This is a genomic window from Helicobacter turcicus (genome assembly GCF_019711685.1).
In the GTDB taxonomy this organism is placed as follows: Bacteria; Campylobacterota; Campylobacteria; order Campylobacterales; family Helicobacteraceae; genus Helicobacter_D; species Helicobacter_D turcicus.
Genome location: NZ_JAIGYQ010000005.1, coordinates 113726 through 129704, shown reverse-complemented (window position 1 = coordinate 129704; position 15979 = coordinate 113726). Strand labels below are relative to the sequence as shown.

Below are 15979 nucleotides of genomic sequence, written 5' to 3'. Positions count from 1 at the left end.
AGGTTTCAAATATGTCCCCCCCCCCCCCTCTTTAACCAGAAACATTTTATATTGTGTTCTTTGCAGATTGGGTAAAGATATTTTACATTAACGTTTTTTACATTTTTAATAAAATGATTTGTGATATAAAACTCAGGATACATTTTTGAGAATTGTTTGAATTTCATTGGGATACTCCAAAGTTTAATCATAGTTTCAATCGGAGCGTATTGAAAATAATCTATATAGTATGATTCTTTTGTATTAGTGCAAACGGCAGGAAAATAAACACTACTATCATCACATAATGACAGCAAAAGTTTTATATCACTAAAAACCATATCAGAGCGCACTTTAAGCACATGTGTTGCACCTAATTTAAGTGTAAGTTTAATTCCTGCTGAAGAGCTTTTTACTTGAAGATTTATGTTTAAATGTCCTCTTGTTAAAGGTTTTTTATTGATAATAAAATATTTTTCATCTTTGATTGTATTTAAATCAGTCTTCCAGCCAGAATAAATAACATTTTCAAAATCCACATAGCTTTCTTTTACTTGTTTAAAATAATCCATTGGTCCTTGAACTACTATAAAAGATTTCTTATCCATAATTTTTCCTCCTAGTGTAATTATAGCCTCTCTTTTATTAATTTTAAAGGTTTAGGGGCTTTTAGCCTGTGCAAATCGCACGATAAATTCACTCCCCTTGTCCTTATCGCTTTTCACGCTTATAGTGGCATTGTGAAATCTTAAAACTGATTTTACGATAGAAAGCCCAAGCCCACTTCCGCCGATTTTTTTACTACGGCTTTTATCCACGCAAAAGAATCGCTCAAATATCCGCTCTTGGAGTTCCTTTGGGATTCCGATTCCATTATCCTTAATGCAGAGTTCTACACTTTTTGCTAAAGCCCTTAATTTCACTTTCACAAAACCGCCTTTGTGATTATATTTAATCGCATTATCACACAGATTAAAAATGAGGTTTTCTAGAAGCTCCTCTACTCCCAAAACATAGCTATCTTGCAAGTCTAATTCAAGCTTGATGTGATGCTTATTAGCAGTCAATTCTAGCCTTTGGCAAACGCGTTGTGCGACATTTTTGAGATTGACATTATGCAGGGGCAAACTCTGTGCCTCATCTAAAAATGAAATTTTTAAAATCTCATTAATCATTGCTAAAAGCCGCTTGGATTCTAGATAAATTTTATCCACGAAATGAGGCAAATCCTCTTGTGCGACAAGTTTATTTTTAAGCATTTCAGCACTTGCTAAAATCGAAGTAAGCGGGGTTTTTAGCTCGTGGGTAACATTTGCACTAAATTCCTTGCGTAAATTTTGCGCTCTTTTTAGCTCTGAAATATTACTTAAGACGATAATCATGCCCTTAAGTTTGTTTTTTTGTGAAAAAATAGGAGAAAACACCACTTCACATTCTGCTTTGCTAGGATAAGCAAAAGTAAAATTCTCCCTTACATCACTTTTTTGCTTGTCTTTTTTGAAAATTTTGAGATTTTTTAAAAGCAACTTTAAAAACTGCGCATTATCAAGTTCTAAAATATTTGCAATACTCTTTAGATTTACAAAATACTTTTGCGCACTAAGATTTTGGCTTAGGATTTTGCCGCCACAAGAGATGAAAATCAATCCATCATTCATATTTTGTGTTAGGGATTGTAATTCTTGCTTTTTTCTCTTTAAATGTTTAAATTGCGTTTGCACCGCTTTGTTTTGGGACTTGATTTTCTCAAGCAATGCGCCAAGCTCGGGGTAAGGAAAATGCTCTAGATTCTCAAAATTGATTGTTTGCAAAGGCTTTAAAAGTATGTGATATAAGAATCTTGCGACTAAAGCACTGCTTAGAAAAACAAGGCAAAGCACTATCAAAACATAGGCTAAAAGCCAAGGTAGTGTTTGTTGCGTCAAAAAAGATTCTGCTATAAAGATTAAAATCCCATTTGTTAGAATCACTAGACTTAAGATTGTGCTAAAAATAATAAAAAAAATCTTTTTTTGCATTAAGAATCTTTAGAGATTTTATAGCCAACACCGCGGATTGTTTTGATGTATTTCTTTGCAACCCCTAGCTTTTTACGCAAAGTTTTGATGTGAATATCAATCGTGCGACTTTCTGCATCGTAGCTATACCCCCAAAGAATCTCTAGCAACTCCTCGCGGCTAAAGACTCTGTTTGGACTTTTTAGCAAAAAGCCTAAAAGCTCAAATTCTTTCAAGGTAAGATTAATAGAATCTTTGCCCACTTTCACACTACGCATACTATAAGAAAGCTCTAAGATTCCATAAGAGAGGGAATCAACGTCTTTATTGCGTCTTAAAATAGCGCGGATTCTGGCTATGAATTCCATAACGCTAAAGGGCTTTGTGATGTAATCATCAGCGCCCAAATCAAGCCCTTTAACCTTGTCAAATTCATCATTTAAAGCAGTTAGCATAAGCACGGCAATATCTTTTGTAACGGAGTTTGTTTTAAGTTCTTTTAAAATTTCAAATCCACTTGCATTAGGAAGCATAACATCAAGCACCAAAACTTGCGGAATGGTAGTTTTTAACGCTTCTTTAAAGGCTTTTATATCTAAAAAACCTTGAGATTCTATATTTTGACTCTTTAGGGCATAGAGGACAAGTTCTAAAATATTGCTATCATCTTCTAAAACAAAAACCAAGCAAAACTCCTTGTGAAATCAAAATTTATTTTAGCCAAATCTCCCATTAATATAATCTTGTGTTTTCTTGTTTTTTGGAGTGCTAAAAATCTTTTTTGTCTCATCAAACTCAATCACCTCTCCTAGCAAGAAAAACGCAGTTTGGTCAGAAATCCTAGCAGCTTGTTGCATATTATGCGTAACAATCACAATGGTATATTCTTTTTTAAGACGCAAGATTAGCTCTTCAATTTTAAGCGTAGAAATCGGATCAAGCGCACTTGTAGGCTCGTCCATTAAAATCACTTCAGGATTTACCGCTAAGGTTCTTGCGATACATAATCTTTGCTGTTGCCCCCCACTTAAACCAAGCGCAGACCTATCTAATCTGTCCTTTAAATCCTCCCACAAAGCCGCATCTCTCAAAGAAGATTCCACAATTTCATCAAGCTTAGACTTTTTCTTAATCCCGTGTGTTTTTGGTCCAAAAGTGATATTATCATAAATGCTCATAGGAAAGGGATTGGGCTTTTGAAACACCATTCCAACCTTTTTGCGCAAAACATTCACATCATAATCTTTATAGATATTTTTGCCATCAAATAGAATCTTGCCCTTGATTTTGCAGTCCTCTATTAAGTCATTCATACGATTTAAGCTTTTAATAAAAGTGCTTTTACCACAGCCACTAGGTCCGATAAACGCAGTAACTTTGCCCTTTTTAATATCCATATTAATATCTTTTAAAGCCAAAAACTCGCCATAATGCAAGTACATTTTTTTAATTTCAAAACAATTTTTCATATTACTTCCTATGCTTTAATCAATTTTTTTGCAATATAATTTGAACCAAGATTAATCAAAAGGACGATTACAATAAGAATCATCGCCGTGCTATAAGCCTCATTGATATGTTGCCCCTCACTTGAGATAGCATACATATGCACGCTTAAAGTCCTTCCAGAATCCATAAGCCCAGCTACTTTTGCCACGCTTCCTGAAGTATAGAGCAAGGCGGCAGATTCTCCTACTATTCTGCCTATGCTTAAAATCACCCCAGCTAAAATACCCGGAATCGCCGCAGGTAAGACGATGATAAAAATCGTTCTAAGTTTGCCAACCCCTAATGCAAAACTCGCCTCTCTAAAAGTCATCGGCACAGATTTTAGAGCTTCTTCTGCACTCCTTAAAATCAAAGGCAAGACCATAACCGCTAGTGTCAAACCTCCTGCGACAAGACTTGTTTTAAAGCCAAAATAAATCACAAAGGCTAAATATCCAAACAACCCATACACAATACTTGGAATCCCAACAAGCGTTTCAGATGCGATTCTTATTATATGTAAGATTTTGCTTTTTTTACTCGCATATTCGCTTAGATAAATCGCCCCAAAGATTCCAAGTGGCATAGCAAGGATAAGCGCAAAAAGCACCATGCTCAAGGTATTCACAATCGCTGGGGTCATTGAGATGTTTTGGCTATTGTATTCCCAAGCAAACATTTCAAAATTTAAATGCGCTATGCCTTTTATGAAAATAAATCCAATGAGTGTGCAAAAAATCACAAGCACACACATCATAGAAATGCGCATTAAAATGCTTAAAACTAGCGTGAGTTTATCGGTTTTAGGAGCTTTCATTTTGCTTCCTTTTTGAGTGCGTTAAAGCAGGTGTTGATAATGAGGATAAAGACAAAAAGCACCACCGCATTTGCGATTAACACTTCTCTGTGTAAATCTTGCGCATAACCCATTTCAAGCACGATATTTGTCGTAAGTGTGCGCACACCATCTAAAAGGCTTGTTGGGATTAAGACTTGATTACCTGCTACCATAATCACCGCCATAGCCTCGCCAATAGCACGACCCACGCCAAGTATCACAGAGGCTAAGATTCCGCTTTTTGCTGCGGGGATAAGGGCGAAAAACACGCTCCTCTCCTTACTCGCACCAAGTGCTAATGCCCCTTCATAGTAGCTTGTAGGAAGTGCGTCGATTGCAGCTTTTGAAACTAAAATGATAGTGGGCAAAATCATCACGCTCAAAATTAGTGCTGCTGCTAGGACGCTTTTGCCCGGTATGCCATTAAAGGTTGTAGCAAGGAGTGGGACAATCAACACAAGCCCAAAAAACCCATACACAACAGATGGAATCGCACCGAGCAATTCAATAGCCGGGAGTATGTATTTTTGCTCTCTTTTGCTTGCAAAGTAGGAGAGATAAATAGCACTTAGCACACCAATTGGCACACCAATGAAAATGGCAAGAGCGGTTACATAAATACTTCCTACAATCATAGGCAAGATTCCAAAAATCTCTTCTGTAGGATACCATTGTTGCCCAAAGATAAAGTCAAAAAACCCTATGTGAGCCATTGTGGGAATGGCATTGACAAATAAAAAGAAGCAAATCATTAAAACAGCAAAAATTGAGAGTAACGCACAAAGAGCGAAAACGCCCTTAAAGAATGTTTCTTGCAGAGTTTGCATAGGAGATTCTTAATACTTATTTAGCGTCTTGCCATTTTGTGATTTCACCCATAAAGATTTTTCTTACAGAATCTTTAGAGAGGCTATCTGTTTTGTTATTTTTATTAACAATCACTGCTAATCCATCGATAGCTAAAACAAGCGGGGTTACGCCCTTTTTAAGCTCACTCTCTTTAACCTCACGGCTTACCATTCCAATATCCGCAATGCCCTCAATTACGCTATTTACGCCTGTGGTGGAATCGCTTTGTTGGATTTCAATGCTTGCGTTAGGATTATGTTTGCTATAAGATTCTGCGAGTTTCTCCATAAGAGGCGTTACAGAACTTGACCCAGCGATGATGAGTTTGCCTCTTGGCTGTGTGCTTGTAAAACTTGTCTTTGCTACTGCAATATAACCTGCTTTTTCTACTATCGGCTTTGCTTGTGTAGAAGTGCTGTATTTTAAAAAGTCTTCAATGAGTGGATTTGTCGTTTTGGTTACGACATTAAAGGGGCGAGAAATTTTATAGCTTTTATTGTTGATATTTTCTACACTTGGTGCGATGTTATCTATTTTTAATGCTTTGACACTATCATTTAACGAACCAAGAGAGATATAACCAATGGCGTTTTTGGAGTTTGCAATAGTTGTTAGCATTACCCCTGTGGAATTTGTAACTTCAGCCTTTTGCGTGGTGGCATCGAGCTTTTTGTCTTTGACTTTCTTATGGATTTCAAAAATCTCTACAAATGCCCCACGTGTCCCCGAACCCATTTCTCTAGAAACCGGAAAGATATTTTCAGCCATTGCGTTTATGCTAAGCAATAATCCTGCTAATAAACTTAATGCGTATTTTTTCATCGTGTTCTCCTAAAAAGTAAAGATACAAGTAAAGTATAGAAAGTTGATGTAAAAACAAAAGGTGTGGAATGTAAAGTTTTTGTAAAGTTTGGAGGATAAGGCTAATGCGCTTTTGTGTTGTGCTGTGGTGCAAGGTGGATTTGTATCAAAGAGGGCAAGGCTAGAATCTATAAAAGGCTTTTTAAGGGCGTTTAGCTATAATGAGGTAGCTTAAAATGAAAGGGCAGAATTGAATCTTTATATACTTACAGAAGAAAGACCAAAAATAGAAGTGCTAGAGCATATCATCAAGCAATTTTTACTTGATTATAAATTTTGTGCTTTTATGGATAATTTAAGAATACTGCCCTTGCTTAAAGATTCTAAATTTAGCTTTTCTTATGAACTTATCGGTGTAAGAAGTGAGCAAGTGCATAAAATTTACCTTGAAATTGTGAGTGGGAAAAGTAGCTTTGTGGATTATTTAGTGTTTTTTCAAAAGCAAAAACCCACGCAAGAGGATACGCCTCTTTATGTGATAGAAGAGACAAAAACTGATGATAGTGAAAGTAGAAATACAGGAGTGTATCAAAGGATTTCTAAATTTGTGTATGCAAATTATTTTTATCCAGAATCTAAGAAAATTATGCTTTATAACTTAAAAGTAAAGCAAAAAGAAAAGCCCACGCAAACTTCTCTCTTTGGCACAAAAATTTTAAGAACTCTAGGGGTTGAAATACTAGGAAAAGATTTTGAAAATAATGATGAAATTTTAAAACCTTTTTCAAATATTAAAGCATTCATAGATTTTAAATCCCAAATGCGAAGAGCTCCTAAAGGCAATACTCCCATTACAATAAAAATATGTGATAACAAAAGCGGAATCAAAAATATTTCAAGCAATGCTAATATAAACCAACAAGACAAAATCCAAATATCCGCACGACTTGTCAAAAATCAAAGACTTGCACACGACCCAAATATCGGTGTGATAAGTGGGATAGCTGGGGTATTAAGAAAGCTTGGATTTAAAGCAGAGATAGAAATCATATCACACGGCTTAAATCAAGCACAAATAGGAAATAAAAACAAATTTATACACATTGCTAATGTATTAAATCTCTCTTTAGAGGGGCTTGAAATACCTAAAATAAAACCACATAAAGAATATTGGCATTATGAAAAAAAGAGTGAAAAACTCGCCACTATTTTTATTCATCTATTGGTGCAAAATTTTTCAAATGCTAGGTTGATTTTTGAAAATCACGCAGGATGTGAAAAAGGGTATTTTATTACGCGTGAAAATCAAGCAATAGCCTTGCAAAAATATGAAAATAAAGCACTTTATAAGAGTGGGGACAAAAATGCCATAGTTTTTATCCCCGATTTAATTTTGCTTGATATAGAAAACTTAGAAGTTATAAATATTGAAGGAAAAACATATCAAAATCGTTACAAAGGTATAAAGGAACTGAACAATTATGATTTTATAGAAAATCAATACATTAAAAAATATTACCCAAATTGTAAAATTATCCGCTCTCTTGTGCTTTATGGCAGTGAAGAAAAAGAAATTATAGAAATTGAAGCTCATTTTTTGCTTAATGTTAAGGGAGATATGATTTTAGGCATAAAAGCTCCAAAAATTTTTATTTTTTCACTTAAAAACCTGCTTGATTTTTGGAAGAAAAATGACTAAAACACTATTAAATAAAACATCATTTTTAAAATCGCCACTCAATTATATCGGTGGTAAATACAAAATCCTCTCCCAAATAATGCCCTTATTTCCTGCTAAAAGTGATGTGTTTTTGGATTTATTTTGCGGTGGGTGTAATGTAGGCATTAATATAAACAATCAAGAATCTTGCCAAACAAATAAGGCAAGAGCAAATGCAATTATTTGCAATGACAATCTTACTTATCTTATAGCTTTGTATCGTTATTTTCAAGCTCAAAATATAGAATCTATTTTAGAAAAAATACATTGTGTTATCAAAAAATATCATTTAAGCCTGCAAAATACAGAAGCTTATAATGCCTTGAGAGCAGATTATAATACAAACAAATCGCCACTTTTGCTTTTTGTCCTTATTGCATTTTCTTTTAATCATCAAATCCGCTTTAATAACGCCCACCAATTTAACAACCCTTTTGGTAAAAACCGCTCTAGCTTTAATCAAACTATGCAAGAACATTTGATAGCATTTATACAAGCTTTGCAAAGTAAAAATATCGAGTTTTTAGATTTTGACTTCTTAAAAGCTTTAGAATCTACAGCTCTTACTAAAAATAGTTTTGTCTATGCTGACCCGCCTTATCTCATCACCCAAGGCACTTATAATGATGGCAAAAGGGGCTTTAGCGGATGGAATGAAAGCTTAGAAAAAATGCTTTTAGTAGCTCTTAAAAATTTAGATTCTCAAGGGATTAAATTTGCCCTCTCTAATGTGTTGGTTCACAAAAATAAAGAAAATCATATTTTAAAACAATGGCTAAAAAACTACAAATATAATGTTTATTGCATCCATACTCACTACACAAATGCAAACTATCAAACAAAATATAAAGATAAATTAGGCACAAAAGAAGTGCTGATTACTAATTATGACCCTTTGCAAGAAACTGCAATCAACAAAAGAAGCTAAAATCAATGCGTTTTATCGGTAACAAAGAATCCCTAGCTCCCAAAATTTATAAACTGCTTACAAAACACAAAATCATTGCCAATGCAAACAATCAAAGCTTTTTTGATATGTTTGCAGGGAGCACAAGTGTGGGGAGATTTTTCAAAAAGAGGGGATTTCAAATTTATAGTTGTGATATGCTGTATTTTTCTTATTGCTTACAAAAAGCCTATATAGAGAATAATAGCATTCCTGCTTTTCAAACTCTGCGAAATTATATTAAGTTTAAGGATAATGCAAACACATGTCTTTTTGAAAAAACATCTTTTTGTAAGGTGCTAGAATTTCTCAATAATTTAGAACCAATGCAAGGCTTTATTTATCAAAACTATGCACCAAGTGGGAGTAAAGATTTGCATATTCCAAGAATGTACTTTAGTGATAAAAATGCACAAAAAATCGATGCGATAAGAACACAAATACAATTATGGAGAGAAAAACAATACATCAATGAAAGTGAATATTTTATCCTCCTTGCTAGCTTAATAGAATCTGTTTCCTTGTATGCAAATGTAGCTGGTGTGTATGCAGCCTTTTGTAAAAAATGGGACAAAAGGGCTTTAAAGGATTTGCAACTCAAGCACATAGAACTTGTCCAAAGTGATAAAGTGCATTTTTGTTTTTATGGTGAGAGTAGGGAGTGCCTAGAGGGCTTACAAGATTCTCAAAGCAAAATTTTTGATATGCTTTATCTTGACCCGCCTTATAATTCTAGGCAATATGCCCCTAATTATCACTTGCTAGAAACTATCGCTAAATACGATAACCCTGCAATTAAAGGCATAGCAGGGCTAAGAGAATGGAGTGAGCAAAAAAGTAAATTTTGTAATGCTAAAACGGCTTTAGCCGAGCTTGAAAAAATTGCTAGGTATGCAAAGTATAAATACCTCATCTTAAGCTATAACAGCGAGGGCATAATACAAAAAGAAAGCATTGATGAACTTTTAAAGCCATTGGGCACGCTCATATGTGAGCAAATCCCTTACCCTCGCTTCAAAAGCAATAACAAAAGGGCAGAAAAATTTGTCAGCGAATATGTGTGGATACTTAAAAGATGAAATAGCACAGGAGCTTGAGAGCAGGAACTTAGGCGCAAAAAAGGGGTGCATACCCCTCATTTCATTAGTGAAAGGTAGCACTCATAATTTGATTATGAAATTTTACTAAGCTAAGATATTTTGAGCATTGTCTGTGTGATAAAGCTACATCAATGCAAATAGATTCAGCATTTATGGCAAAATGCTAAGGATTTATTAAGGCTATGCTATGAGATTAAAAGATTTCATTTTTATTTCTTTTTTGCACTCTAAAGAAGTTTCACTCTGCATTTGGCAATATTCTAAAAACAATGCAAACTTCCCAATATCATTATTAATTTGAAAATCATTAAGACAATCCAAGTATTCCTCTCTATTTTCATTCTCAATGAGTGGCGGAATGAAGTCATTTTGAATACATTGAAAATTCATCAAAAGCCTCCCTGTTCCGCCATTGTCATCAGCAAAAAAAGGGGGGGGATTCTTTCATAGAGTGCTAGATTGGAATTTTGTGTTGAAAAGTCAATATTTTAATTTGAGATGATTTTTTACATTGATTATTGGCAAGGATTTATGATATGTTTTGGGATACCTCGTGGCTGTGTGCTTGTAAAACTTGTCTTTGCTACTGCAATATAACCTGCTTTTTCTACTATCGGCTTTGCTTGTGTAGAAGTGCTGTATTTTAAAAAGTCTTCAATGAGTGGATTTGTCGTTTTGGTTACGACATTAAAGGGGCGAGAAATTTTATAGCTTTTATTGTTGATATTTTCTACACTTGGTGCGATGTTATCTATTTTTAATGCTTTGACACTATCATTTAACGAACCAAGAGAGATATAACCAATGGCGTTTTTGGAGTTTGCAATAGTTGTTAGCATTACCCCTGTGGAATTTGTAACTTCAGCCTTTTGCGTGGTGGCATCGAGCTTTTTGTCTTTGACTTTCTTATGGATTTCAAAAATCTCTACAAATGCCCCACGTGTCCCCGAACCCATTTCTCTAGAAACCGGAAAGATATTTTCAGCCATTGCGTTTATGCTAAGCAATAATCCTGCTAATAAACCTAATGCGTATTTTTTCATCATGTTCTCCTAAAATTTAAAGATACAAAAGTATAAAAAGCTGATGTAAAAACAAAAAGTGTATAATGTAAAGTTTTTGTAAAGTTTGGATTCGGATATGGAATCTAATGTGTTTTTTATTCTATTTTGGAATAAAAATTGCTTCAGCTTATGGCAAGAAATACAGATTTTAAGGAAGAATATGCGTATAGGAACTCACTCAAGATACACAATGATGCAGTATCATCAAAACACATCAATGCAAGGTTTAAGTAATGTTTTAGCGCAAATGAATGGTTTAAAAATCCAGTATGGCTACCAAGATTCTTCAATTTTTAATAAAACGTTATCGCTTGATTTTAATATTAACACCCTAAAGCAAAGCAAGGATCTTGCAAATAATGCTCTAACCTTTACAAAGCATACAGACACTGCGCTAAATGAGCTTACAAAAAGTATGGATAATTTCAAAACTAAGCTCATACAAGGTGCTAATGATATTCATAACGAAACATCACGTTTAGCTATTGCTAAGGATTTAAGGGCAATTAGAGATCACTTTTTATCCATTGCAAACACTTCTATCGGGGGAGAGTATATCTTTGGTGGGACAGCGACAACGAAGTCTCCATTTAATGCCAATGGCAGCTATAATGGAAATGGTGATGCCTTGAATGCTTTGCTTGGTTCTAATAATTCTCTCTCTTATAACATTACAGGCTCAGAGCTATTTTTTGGTTCAGATCGTGATACAAATCGCGTAATTTCTACAAATGTTCCAAAATACAATCAAAGCAAATTGAATCCGCGAATTATGGACCCTTTGCATCCCACAGGAGTAAGTGAAAAAGTGTTTATAAAAGCGGAGGATACTTTAAGGGATTTAGTGGGAGATAATGATGATAAAACAGATAATAATGCCCCAGAAGTCTTTTATATTACAGGAAGAAAGCCAGATGGGACAGCTTTTAAATCTAAGTTTGAAATGCAAGTCTCCTATACAGATAAAAATCAAGCTCCCAAAGTGCAAGATTTATTAGATAAAATTGGGCGGGAGTTTGGAAACACGGAAACAAGTAAAGTTGTAGATGTTACGCTTAATGAATGGGGGCAAATTGAAATCAAAGATTTAACAGGTGGGCGTTCAAACATAGAATTTTCTATGGTTTCAAGCTCTTATAAAGCACCTAATAATCAACAAGCAAACCCAAATGCAAATCCGCCAACAGATGGAATTGGAGTTTTAGATATTGATGCACTATTAAGCAGTGGAGTTAAAGTTAATAGTTATGTACAAAGTCCATTTTTGGGAGGGTTTTCAAGTAGTAATATTGCTTCTGTGGAGGATTATAATGACCATAGAATCCATACTATTCCTACGACCTTTAGAACACATACAAATGAAGTCGCTAAAACGACGACACTCTTAAGAGATATTTTTCCAGCAGATGTAACTGCTATCACATTAAGCGGAACGACAGCAAATACAGCACCTGATGTTGCTGGTGCTGCAGTAGCGGCTCCTGTTAATTTCGCAATTACTGCAACTGCGACTGTTCAAGATTTAATGGACCAAATCAAAAATGTTTATAGTGCTGGGGGTGGGGATGTAGATGTGCAATTCTCTGAAGGTAAGATTATTGCTGTGGATAATAATGTTTCTAAGAAAAATCCACCCGATAAAGATGATGAATATCTTCCCTATATTGGAGAGAGTTCTTTAGCTATTACGCTCACGGCAATAGCTGGTGCGCAAACAACAAATGGATTCCGTAATGATTATAATGTAGAATATGATAGGGTAGATTTTTCGCGCAATGGTTCTGTGCTAACTTCTAATGTCTCACAAGTAGTTCGTAGTAGTAATGAATATGCTAAGCTAGAAACAAAACTTTCTGAAGTTGCAGGAACAAGTTTAGATGGGCATAATTATAACTTTAAAGTTAAAGATGTTAATGGAACAGATATTAGAGGACGTATTGAATTTGCAACTGGTGGTAGTTTTATGGTGATTGAAAGCCCAGCGCAAATGAATGGTGTGAATATTGCTAATGTTAGAGTGCCAATTTTGCAAGCAAATGGAAATCCGCCACAAGTCTCTGGCGATCCAACAGCTGCTGATAATGTAACCTATCAGCAATTAGCAGATACTTTAGGAATGGTGCTAAACCTTAGTAATTCTAATCCGCAAGATTTACAAAATGTATTTCAAGCAAACGCAAACTTTAATACCCCCGCTAACAAAGCATCTTATGAGGCAATGCTAGGGAATGCAAAATATAATGTTAATATCACTCTTGATGTCAATGGTGTATTGCAGATTAAAGATTTACATAGAACGCCAACACGTATGGAATTTTCTCTTTATGACAACACAAGTGATAATTATACGCTCAATGCACAAGGTCGGATTGATGGAAGCAGACCCGCTTTAACTTTTCAAGCAAATAGTGCAATTGTCGCAGATGACCCACATGTCAATTTCTTTCAGCAAATTGATAAAATGATAGAAGCCCTAGAGGTCGGCTCTTATCGTCCTGGTGGAACAAGTGCTTATGATGATGCTATGCGTAATCCCGGTGTACAAAATGCATTATTAGCTTTTGATCATTTAGCAGATCATATTAATAAAGTGCATACTAAAAATGGCTCACAAGGTAATGCATTTAAATATTCTATTGAGCGCACAGAAATGCTCATTGTGCAGGTAAAAACATTGCGTTCTGATACGATTGATACAGATTTTGCAGAGGCATATTTGCAGTTCTCCACGCTTTCTATGGGATATCAAGCTATGTTATCTAGCATTGGAAAAATCTCACAACTCTCTTTAGTAAATTATCTTTAATTTCTCTTTTTAAGTAAGTCTCACATTTTGGTGGGCTTACCTTTCTTATTCTTATAAAAGTATTCTTAAGATAGAATCACAACTTCATTTTGTAAAAAGGTGGAGTATGCTGACAAATCCAGTTGTTGTGTCAATTTTAGTAATGAGTGCTCTATGTTTAGTTAGACTAAATGTCTTATTGGCGATTCTAATTTCAGCCTTTGTGGCTGGAATCTTGGGTGGGCTTGGGATTGAAAAGAGTATTAGTTTGCTTATCTCTGGAATGGCAGGGAATTTAGAAACCGCATTAAGCTACATTTTGTTAGGTGCGCTTGCAAGTGCAATTGCGCAAACAAATTTAACAATGATTTTAATCCATTATATTGCTAAGTTTGTGCAAAACCATCGCTTAATGTTTTGTCTCTCTCTAGCATTTTTTGCTTGTTTTTCACAGAATCTTATTCCAGTGCATATTGCTTTTATTCCGATTTTGATTCCACCTTTGATTCCGCTAATGAATCAGCTAAAGATTGATAGGCGCGCTGTTGCTTGCGCACTTACTTTTGGACTTAAAGCTCCTTATGTGAGTTTTGGAGCTGGGTTTGGGCTTATTTTTCACACAATTTTGCGCGACCAACTTAACCAAAATGGTGTGCAGGTGAATTTAGATGATATTGCAAGTGTTATGTGGATTGGTGGAGTTTGTATGCTGCTAGGCTTACTCTTTGGAATCTTTGTGTTTTACAGAAAGCCTAGAGAGTATCAAAACACTTATCTTTCAAAAGACGTTATGGAAGTGTTAGAGAAGCCAGTGATGTGTCAAAAAGATATTGCCACATTGCTTGGAGCGGTTGTGGCGTTTGTGGTGCAACTTTGGATGCATTCCCTTCCACTTGGGGGATTGTGTGGGCTTATTGTGATGATTGTTTTTGGTGGGATTAAGTGGAATGAGATTGATAGAGTGATAGAATATGGTTTTAAAATGATGGCATTTATCGCTTTTGTAATGCTTATAGCAGCGGGGTTTGGTGCAGTGCTAAAAGAAACGGGTGCAATTGGTGCACTTGTGGATTACGTAGCGACATTTTCAAGTGGAAAAATGCTTAGTGCCTTTATGATGCTGCTTGTTGGATTGTTTATTACACTAGGAATTGGAACTTCTTTTGGGACGATTCCAATTATCGCGGCAATTTACTGCCCATTAGCCTTAGCACTTGGATTTTCCCCTGCGGCGATTATTTTGCTTGTTGGAATTGCAGGCGCATTAGGAGATGCGGGTAGTCCTGCAAGCGATAGCACACTTGGACCAACGGCTGGATTGAATATTGATAAACAGCATAACCACATTTGGGATACTTGTGTGCCGACATTTTTAATGTATAATATCCCATTAATTATTGGTGGCACTATGGGCGCGATTCTATTATAAGGGGTGTGTATGCGTGATTTTATTCAAATTGCTAAGGAAGTGTTTGATTTAGAAGCTAATGCAATTTTGGGTTTAAAAGAATTAATTAATACAGATTTTAACGCAGTAATTGCTTGTATTTTAGGGTTAAAGGGGAGATTAATCATAAGCGGCATGGGAAAATCTGGGCATATCGGCGCAAAAATTGCCGCAACCTTAGCAAGCACTGGCACTCCTAGCTTTTTTCTGCATCCTGCTGAAGCATTACATGGGGACTTAGGAATGCTAGAAAAAAAAGATGCATTGCTTGCGATTTCTAATTCTGGCGAGAGTGAAGAGATTCTACGTTTGATTCCATCTGTTAAAGCGCGTAAGATTCCATTGATTGCACTAAGTGGAAAAAAGGATTCTACTTTAGCAAGAGAGAGTGATTATTTTTTAAGCATTAGCGTTCAAAAAGAAGCTTGCCCTTTGCAACTTGCCCCAACAAGCTCTACAACAGCAACTTTAGCAATGGGAGATGCAATTGCGGTTGCCTTAATGCATGCAAGGAATTTTAAGCCAGAGGATTTTGCGCTTTTTCATCCCGGTGGTAGTTTAGGACGTAAGCTTTTAACGCGGGTTAAAGATGTTATGGTGAGTGAGGATTTACCTATTGTAAAGCCAGATTCTAACTTTAAGGCATTGATTGTTGAAATGACTTCTAAAAAACTTGGAATATGCTTAGTGTGTGAGGGAGAGAAACTTCTGGGGATTATTACAGATGGCGATTTACGACGCGCTCTAGGTGCAGATAAATTTAATGCAAAAGCTGAAGAAATAATGACAAAAAATCCTAAAACTATTGATTTAAATACAATGGTAACAGAAGCGGAATCTTTAATGCTAGAGCATAAAATTAAAGAGTTGGTAGTAGTGGATAATACTAATTGTGTAGGAGTTGTGCAGCTTTATGCAATTGCTCGGGTGTAATTAGTATTATCTAGTTTGACTAATTGGTAAGT

Annotated in this window: 15 protein-coding genes; 6 read left to right on the top strand and 9 right to left on the bottom strand. The window is 35.4% G+C overall.

Translation table 11 applies throughout. From position 1 onward, the window contains the following. Window positions 1-5: 5 nt before the first annotated feature. Genes K4G57_RS04975 through K4G57_RS04945 form a run of 7 tightly spaced genes read right to left on the bottom strand, consistent with a single transcriptional unit; the run spans window position 6 to window position 5973 of the window. Window positions 6-587 (bottom strand): hypothetical protein, encoded by a 582-nt coding sequence (locus K4G57_RS04975; RefSeq protein WP_221531982.1) that lies wholly within the window; start codon window positions 585-587, stop codon window positions 6-8. Between the two features lie 51 nt (window positions 588-638). Beyond that, complete coding sequence (locus K4G57_RS04970) at window positions 639-1997, bottom strand: sensor histidine kinase (RefSeq protein ID WP_221531983.1); 1359 nt, start codon at window positions 1995-1997, stop codon at window positions 639-641. Then, window positions 1997-2662 (bottom strand): winged helix-turn-helix domain-containing protein, encoded by a 666-nt coding sequence (locus tag K4G57_RS04965; RefSeq protein ID WP_221531984.1) that lies wholly within the window; start codon window positions 2660-2662, stop codon window positions 1997-1999. The genes K4G57_RS04970 and K4G57_RS04965 overlap by 1 nt, the downstream gene beginning before the upstream one ends. Window positions 2663-2692: 30 nt before the next feature. Continuing rightward, entirely contained in the window at window positions 2693-3445 is a 753-nt protein-coding gene (gene pstB, locus K4G57_RS04960) for a phosphate ABC transporter ATP-binding protein PstB (RefSeq protein ID WP_221531985.1), read from the bottom strand. A gap of 8 nt (window positions 3446-3453) precedes the next feature. After that, on the bottom strand, window positions 3454-4281 hold the full coding sequence (pstA, locus tag K4G57_RS04955; protein WP_221531986.1) for a phosphate ABC transporter permease PstA: 828 nt from the start codon (window positions 4279-4281) through the stop codon (window positions 3454-3456). Beyond that, on the bottom strand, window positions 4278-5120 hold the full coding sequence (pstC, locus tag K4G57_RS04950) for a phosphate ABC transporter permease subunit PstC (RefSeq protein ID WP_221532095.1): 843 nt from the start codon (window positions 5118-5120) through the stop codon (window positions 4278-4280). Before pstC ends, pstA begins: the two co-directional genes overlap by 4 nt. Window positions 5121-5145: 25 nt before the next feature. Then, window positions 5146-5973: a substrate-binding domain-containing protein gene (locus K4G57_RS04945; RefSeq protein ID WP_221531987.1), complete on the bottom strand. Its 828-nt coding sequence runs from the start codon at window positions 5971-5973 to the stop codon at window positions 5146-5148. 229 nt (window positions 5974-6202) lie between these two features. On the opposite strand from K4G57_RS04945, the gene K4G57_RS04940 reads away from it, so the two are divergent. Genes K4G57_RS04940 through K4G57_RS04930 form a run of 3 tightly spaced genes read left to right on the top strand, consistent with a single transcriptional unit; the run spans window position 6203 to window position 9697 of the window. Continuing rightward, window positions 6203-7651 (top strand): hypothetical protein, encoded by a 1449-nt coding sequence (locus K4G57_RS04940; protein ID WP_221531988.1) that lies wholly within the window; start codon window positions 6203-6205, stop codon window positions 7649-7651. After that, the gene (locus tag K4G57_RS04935; RefSeq protein ID WP_221531989.1) at window positions 7644-8600 is read left to right on the top strand and encodes a DNA adenine methylase; all 957 of its coding nucleotides are present in this window, start codon (window positions 7644-7646) and stop codon (window positions 8598-8600) included. The genes K4G57_RS04940 and K4G57_RS04935 overlap by 8 nt, the downstream gene beginning before the upstream one ends. A gap of 5 nt (window positions 8601-8605) precedes the next feature. Then, window positions 8606-9697 (top strand): DNA adenine methylase, encoded by a 1092-nt coding sequence (locus tag K4G57_RS04930; protein WP_221531990.1) that lies wholly within the window; start codon window positions 8606-8608, stop codon window positions 9695-9697. Window positions 9698-9898: 201 nt separating this feature from the next. On the opposite strand, the gene K4G57_RS04925 is transcribed toward K4G57_RS04930, so the two are convergent. After that, a complete protein-coding gene (locus tag K4G57_RS04925; protein ID WP_221531991.1) occupies window positions 9899-10108 on the bottom strand; it encodes a hypothetical protein in 210 nt (69 codons plus the stop codon). 125 nt (window positions 10109-10233) lie between these two features. Continuing rightward, the gene (locus K4G57_RS04920) at window positions 10234-10761 is read right to left on the bottom strand and encodes a substrate-binding domain-containing protein (protein ID WP_236033221.1); all 528 of its coding nucleotides are present in this window, start codon (window positions 10759-10761) and stop codon (window positions 10234-10236) included. 181 nt (window positions 10762-10942) lie between these two features. On the opposite strand from K4G57_RS04920, the gene flgL reads away from it, so the two are divergent. The 3 genes from flgL to K4G57_RS04905 all read left to right on the top strand — a co-directional run bounded on the left by flgL (window position 10943) and on the right by K4G57_RS04905 (window position 15947). Then, a complete protein-coding gene (gene flgL / locus K4G57_RS04915) occupies window positions 10943-13588 on the top strand; it encodes a flagellar hook-associated protein FlgL (protein WP_221531992.1) in 2646 nt (881 codons plus the stop codon). A 106-nt stretch (window positions 13589-13694) separates the two neighbouring features. After that, on the top strand, window positions 13695-14996 hold the full coding sequence (locus K4G57_RS04910; RefSeq protein WP_221531993.1) for a Na+/H+ antiporter family protein: 1302 nt from the start codon (window positions 13695-13697) through the stop codon (window positions 14994-14996). A gap of 9 nt (window positions 14997-15005) precedes the next feature. Continuing rightward, complete coding sequence (locus K4G57_RS04905; protein WP_221531994.1) at window positions 15006-15947, top strand: KpsF/GutQ family sugar-phosphate isomerase; 942 nt, start codon at window positions 15006-15008, stop codon at window positions 15945-15947. Window positions 15948-15979: the final 32 nt, after the last annotated feature.

Excerpts from the sequence above, each read along its gene's own strand:
- K4G57_RS04975 (WP_221531982.1), bottom strand. The coding sequence starts at position 587 with ATGGATAAGAAATCTTTTATAGTAGTTCAAGGACCAATGGATTATTTT.
- K4G57_RS04970 (WP_221531983.1), bottom strand. The coding sequence starts at position 1,997 with ATGCAAAAAAAGATTTTTTTTATTATTTTTAGCACAATCTTAAGTCTA.
- pstB (WP_221531985.1), bottom strand. The coding sequence starts at position 3,445 with ATGAAAAATTGTTTTGAAATTAAAAAAATGTACTTGCATTATGGCGAG.
- pstA (WP_221531986.1), bottom strand. The coding sequence starts at position 4,281 with ATGAAAGCTCCTAAAACCGATAAACTCACGCTAGTTTTAAGCATTTTA.
- K4G57_RS04945 (WP_221531987.1), bottom strand. The coding sequence starts at position 5,973 with ATGAAAAAATACGCATTAAGTTTATTAGCAGGATTATTGCTTAGCATA.
- K4G57_RS04935 (WP_221531989.1), top strand. The coding sequence starts at position 7,644 with ATGACTAAAACACTATTAAATAAAACATCATTTTTAAAATCGCCACTC.
- K4G57_RS04930 (WP_221531990.1), top strand. The coding sequence starts at position 8,606 with ATGCGTTTTATCGGTAACAAAGAATCCCTAGCTCCCAAAATTTATAAA.
- K4G57_RS04925 (WP_221531991.1), bottom strand. The coding sequence starts at position 10,108 with ATGAATTTTCAATGTATTCAAAATGACTTCATTCCGCCACTCATTGAG.
- K4G57_RS04920 (WP_236033221.1), bottom strand. The coding sequence starts at position 10,761 with ATGAAAAAATACGCATTAGGTTTATTAGCAGGATTATTGCTTAGCATA.
- flgL (WP_221531992.1), top strand. The coding sequence starts at position 10,943 with ATGCGTATAGGAACTCACTCAAGATACACAATGATGCAGTATCATCAA.
- K4G57_RS04910 (WP_221531993.1), top strand. The coding sequence starts at position 13,695 with ATGCTGACAAATCCAGTTGTTGTGTCAATTTTAGTAATGAGTGCTCTA.
- K4G57_RS04905 (WP_221531994.1), top strand. The coding sequence starts at position 15,006 with ATGCGTGATTTTATTCAAATTGCTAAGGAAGTGTTTGATTTAGAAGCT.